General features: G+C 59.0%; 3 protein-coding genes and 2 pseudogenes. 3 read left to right on the forward strand and 2 right to left on the reverse strand.

The window, feature by feature from the left end; translation table 11 throughout:
• Nucleotides 1–95: 95 nt before the first annotated feature.
• Entirely contained in the window at nt 96–3,314 is a 3,219-nt protein-coding gene (mobF, locus tag CFR71_RS15175; protein WP_110532149.1) for a MobF family relaxase, read from the reverse strand.
• Entirely contained in the window at nt 3,314–3,610 is a 297-nt protein-coding gene (locus CFR71_RS15180) for a hypothetical protein (protein WP_039734023.1), read from the reverse strand. Before CFR71_RS15180 ends, mobF begins: the two co-directional genes overlap by 1 nt.
• A 692-nt stretch (nt 3,611–4,302) precedes the next feature.
• Here CFR71_RS15180 and CFR71_RS15185 point away from each other — a divergent pair.
• The 3 genes and pseudogenes from CFR71_RS15185 to CFR71_RS15195 all read left to right on the forward strand — a co-directional run.
• A complete protein-coding gene (locus CFR71_RS15185; protein ID WP_010518306.1) occupies nt 4,303–4,545 on the forward strand; it encodes a type II toxin-antitoxin system Phd/YefM family antitoxin in 243 nt (80 codons plus the stop codon).
• Nucleotides 4,542–4,724: pseudogene (locus tag CFR71_RS15190) on the forward strand (type II toxin-antitoxin system VapC family toxin); the annotation flags it as partial. The gene CFR71_RS15185 and the pseudogene CFR71_RS15190, both read left to right, overlap by 4 nt.
• A gap of 71 nt (nt 4,725–4,795) precedes the next feature.
• Nucleotides 4,796–4,924 (forward strand): annotated as a pseudogene (locus tag CFR71_RS15195) (transposase); the annotation flags it as partial.
• Nucleotides 4,925–5,026 lie beyond the last annotated feature (102 nt).

The following is a 5,026-nucleotide window of genomic DNA, read 5'->3' on the forward strand; positions in this document are numbered from 1 at the left end:
AAGATACGGCTGGGATCGGTCAAACGGGATGAAGCGGCTCATCGCGACACTCTACAGCCTTACCCCTTCACAGGGTACCCCAACCCGACAGGCTGCTAGCTGGCGGCGCCTGGCGACGCATATGGCACATGGGGACGCCTGCCCAGCACCTGAGCGGCCCGTTGGCTCCGAAGCATCTGCTCTGCACCCGTCATGACCGCTGGTGCGTTCCTGATCATGACCTGCAACCTGGCGTCGATCTCGGCCAGACGCGCCTTATGCAAGCGCTCGGCCTGCCGCGCCTGGGTCTCCAGAATAATCTCCCAGCCATATGGGCGACCTGACTTCATCAGTGTCTCCTGCGTGCGCCCAAGCGCGATCAGTTCCCGGATCCTCGCATCCCGGGCCTTGCGGGTTCGGGCAACCAGATCCGTGCCCAATGATTTATAAGGCTTGTTTGCCATTTTCTTTGCCACATGATCCCACAGATCGTCACTGGTGATGGGCGTGGTATCCCCGAGCGGCCTCTGGTTCCGGACCGCCTCAAACGTCGCGCCATCGGAGATCATGGTCCATGTGGTTCCACGCGCCCGGCTTTCCGCGACGTATGAGGTAAATCCCGTCGCCAGTTCAACGCCTCGCGGCAGGGCGTTGATGTGCTCGTCTGAAGTAAGCCCCTGTGCGGCATCAATCGTCATGGCATGTCCGAACCCCAGCAACACCCGACCAGTCTTCACATCACGAAACCGCCGCCATTCGACATCGGCAACAAGCCCGTCCTTCGTGCGGACGCGAAGCCCCGCATCGCCATGGGCCAGAACCTCCACCACATCGCCGTTATTTCCGACTGTGGCGCCCTTTCCATCCACGCTGCCCCACGTCCGACGATACAGCCGAAGCCGGTCGCCCGTAGCGATCGCAAGATCATAGGTCTCGCCACGCTGATCAATGGCCTGCACGGTAATTTCATGTGTCGAGATCTCGCCGCGCTCCTGCAGGATCCTGCGGACTGCGCGACTCAGATCGGCAGCATCCTGATTGGTCAGCGCCGACATGCTGATCGTCTTGGCCCGGCCTCGCTGCGGGCCGGCCCCCTCGGCTATCAGGGCATCGCGACGCGTGACATACAGCCGGGCAATATCCTGCAGGACTTCCTCATGATCGCCACCGACCAGACGGATCGTTCCATCCGCCCGTTTCATATCGATCGCATCCCGAACTTCCTTCAGATGGAACCTGTTACGGACATCGTCATCATTTTCCTCGTCCGTATACGCGTTTGCCGCAGCCCCCTTGAACTCGTGGGCTTCCAGATCGCTCTCTTCCGGCTCTGCGCCACGAAACATGTCGGCAATCTGGCGATTTCTCGCAGATACCTGCCGGACACTGGACAGAAGCTCCGGCATGTCTTCCGGATCCAGAACCCGGCGCAGCATCTCGATGGAGTCCCCTGCCTCGATATTCTGCGCCTGCTCGTGGTCACCCAGCGCCTTGATCGTGCAGCCAGTATCGCGCTGCAACTGTAACAGGCGAAGCATCTGGCGCGGGCCGACCTGGCCGACCTCGTCAATCACCAGCACCGTATTCCGGTCCACATCGACGTCACCGCGCTCCAGCCGCGCCAGAAAGGGCAGCATCGCGCTCGTGTCAAAGATGCCGGCCTCACGTAATGCGTCCGCCTGACGCCAGGCATTGGCAATCCCGATAACCCTGCGACCATTCGTGTCATAACGCGTATCATGTTTCCACGCATCAACCAGCGGAGACAGCAGGGCCGTCTTCCCGGATCCCGCGACGCCGGTGAGCATGGAGAGCGCACCGCCCCGGCCAAGAGCGTAGATCGCAGCCTTCTGCGTCTTTCCATGTTCGCTTGCGAAGTCGAGGGGCGATCGTCCGATCGCTTCTGTGATCTGGCGGTCCGACAGCGCCCCGCTTCGGTCTCCTGAAGCACGAGCCGCCTGAATCGCGAGGTCCTCCTCGATGGCGATCTGAGCGGAATTCGTCACCCTCAACCTGTCGCCGCGCATCTCCTGAATCAGCGAGACCCGTTCCCCGCCGAGTTCAAGACCACGCTGTTCAACAAGGGCTACGACATGATCAATGTCCTTCACCCCACCCTCGATGCCGGTGCCGATCAGGCCCCGGGCCGCATACGTTCTGAGTTTGTCGTGATCGATCACGGCGGCTGTTTCAAACTCCCTCGCGAGATGGCGCGCAGCGAAACGGTAGGCAATATCGTATCGTTGTTCCCTGGTGCCCACGGGCGCTACTGGCGTGCCAAGCAGGCTTTTTTCCTCCCAGCCAAGACGCCTGGCCTGCTCGCGCCATATCTCATGGTCACCCGTGCCTTTATCCTTGTCGAGCCGGGCTGCCAGGCCAGCCATGGACAGGATGCGGCGCTTGCGTTCGATCGGCATATGCGCCCAATCCGCTCCTTCCGCCGCGGCGTACTCCTTGGCCGCCCTGATGACGTTGCGTCGTCCCTTGCTGAAGAAATCCGATATATCCTGCGGCACGGCCGAGATGACCGTCGCCTGCTCATTCGCATCGTATTGCTGGGCGATGCCGATCCGGCGCAGTTCATCAGCGAGCTGTGCCTGGAAATATGCTCCAAATTCGTGAACGCGCGATCGCAGCCGCTTCGTGTCGAGTGAACCCACATGCCCCTCTTCCGTGACCACGACATTGAACAGGGCGTTATGGATATGGGCATGGGGATCGCCGCCTGCTGGCGTATCGATCAGATAGGTCTGACCTGTCCCCGCGTCACGCGCCTCGACCGTCGGGCGCGCGGTATCATGCCGGAATGACACCCAGGCGACCTCGCCCGGGTCGGCACCATCTTCGCCCCCGTGACCGCGCCGTGCGAAGCCGATTTCCCGCGCGACATAGAGCATTGTCGCGTCGTTTGCCCGATCAATGGCGTGCCAGATGGCTGCCCTCTCGGCCTCGGTCGGCGCGAACTCGGCCGCAAGGGTAACTGATTTGTGTGGCGCCAAAGTCAGATCATAGGCACTGATCTTGCGGGCGTTCCTTGACCAGTCCTCGCCATTATCGGCCCTCTTTGCTTCAAACAGGCGATTGAGTTGCGCGTTCTTCGGTGGTGTCTTCGGATCAATGCCAAGAGCCGCCGCGATCTTGGGCTGCATGTCCGGTCGCCACGAGGCCCGCCCGTCGCGACCGGTGTAATAGCTGGTCAGTCGGCCACCATCCGCGTCAGGCACTTTTCCGGGCTGGGCACGGAAGTCGTGCTCTGGATCTGGCAGTTCCTGCGTGAAATAGGCAGTGATCAGGCGACCGCTGCTCTCAGCCGAGATTTTCCGGAACGTCATCATCAGGCATCGGCTCCATCCTCATCGTCGGGCCGGGCTGAGCGGGACATCCTGCCCTCCTGAATGTCGAGTACCCTGCCGGTTGTAAGATCAATACGTCTGAGCATAGGGTTCTGCGCTGCGATCAAGGTTACCAATCGACCGAGAATCTCATCAAGCGTGGGCCCGTCGGAATCTTCCGGCGAGAGGATTTCAATGATCAGTGACAATTTGTCCTCAATCGTCCGCAGCCGTTCCCACAGGTCGTCGCCCCGGATTGGGAATGTGCCTTGCCTCCCGGTTGTCTCGCTCATCTTCATCGCATCCCACGTCAGAACATGGGAAAGTGTGACGTAGCATCACGCGACTTTACTGATTTTCTTCTGCCCGAGGCATCCTTCATTGCCCGCGCCTGCGCAAAAGGTGACTTTTGCGCAGGCCGGAACAGCAAATCAACATGTGCTCCCGGGTTACGACCTGCACCTGCCGCATCCAGACGGATCCCGCACTTGTCGACGCCACCAAGGTGATGCCACGGGTTTGTCTGACGAACTGATTCCCCGCGACGTTCACGCGGTAATGGCTCCGTCCGAACGTCGTGTTTAGGCAGTAGTCATAAGATGTCACTTGCTACATCGACAACCCAATGCTTCCCCTGCCAAAAAGATGGGGAAGCCATGCCCAACTTGGTCAACGATGATCACCATGTCTTATTACGTGAACAGAGCCTGTTGTCCGGATAAGATTCAGATTCTCGGCAGCCGGCGTGCTATTCTTCCAGCTCCACCAAAACCGCCGGGTTAATCTCCAGAGCACGGGCGAGACGAAGAGTTGCCAGAAACGTGGGATTGGACTTGTAAACGGGGTCGGCATCCCACCAGGCGTATAGGAAAGCATCATCCTGCTCGTCTGAATTCCGCGAGCATCGCTCTCATCGTCAGACGCATATTCCGTTTGGTAGGGCGACATTTTTTCGCTATAAAGTGACCAGTTTAATGGTTCGGAGCCCGAAATGCAGACCGTCAACCTGGTGGAAGCCAAAGCCCATCTCAGTCGTCTGGTTGATCTGGCGAAGGAAGGAGAGTCCGTTCGTATTCTTCGTCGCGGCAAGGTCGTCGCACAACTCGTCAAGGCGGAGCCAGTACGTAAACCCATTGCAGTGAGTGCTCTTCGTTCACTTACCAGCATTATGACGCCGCAAAGGGAACCTGCTGCAGAAACTGTTCGCGCGATGCGTGATGAGGCAAGGTATTGAGTCTTTATCTCGATACATCGGTTCTTGTGGCGGCTCTGACCAATGAGGAAGAGACAACCCGGATGCAGGACTGGCTTGGCGCCCAGGCACCTGAAGATCTTTCCATCAGTGACTGGGTTGTCACCGAGTTTTCTTCAGCCCTGTCGATCAAGCTTCGCATGGGCCAGATTACCGTCACAGGGTAATCCTCCCATAAAAAGAGTGACTTTTGAATGAGAATTTTCTCAGCGTAAGAATTGAGGAGATTCTGATGAAGAGTGATCGCTTTACTGACGCCCAGATCATGGGTGTGATCCGCCAGGCTGAGGGCGGTGTCCCGGTTCCTGACCTGTGCCGGGAGCATGGGATCAGCAACGCCACGTTTTACCGGTGGCGCGCGACATTATACCAACCGTTGATTGCTATAACCCATGAGCCCAATTGCGCAGTCCGATTGACATGATGCGCCATGGTTGATTGACGAGCTGGTTCCAGGCATGGC

Origin of the sequence: Novacetimonas pomaceti (genome assembly GCF_003207955.1) — a bacterium.
Classification (GTDB): Bacteria; Pseudomonadota; Alphaproteobacteria; order Acetobacterales; family Acetobacteraceae; genus Novacetimonas; species Novacetimonas pomaceti.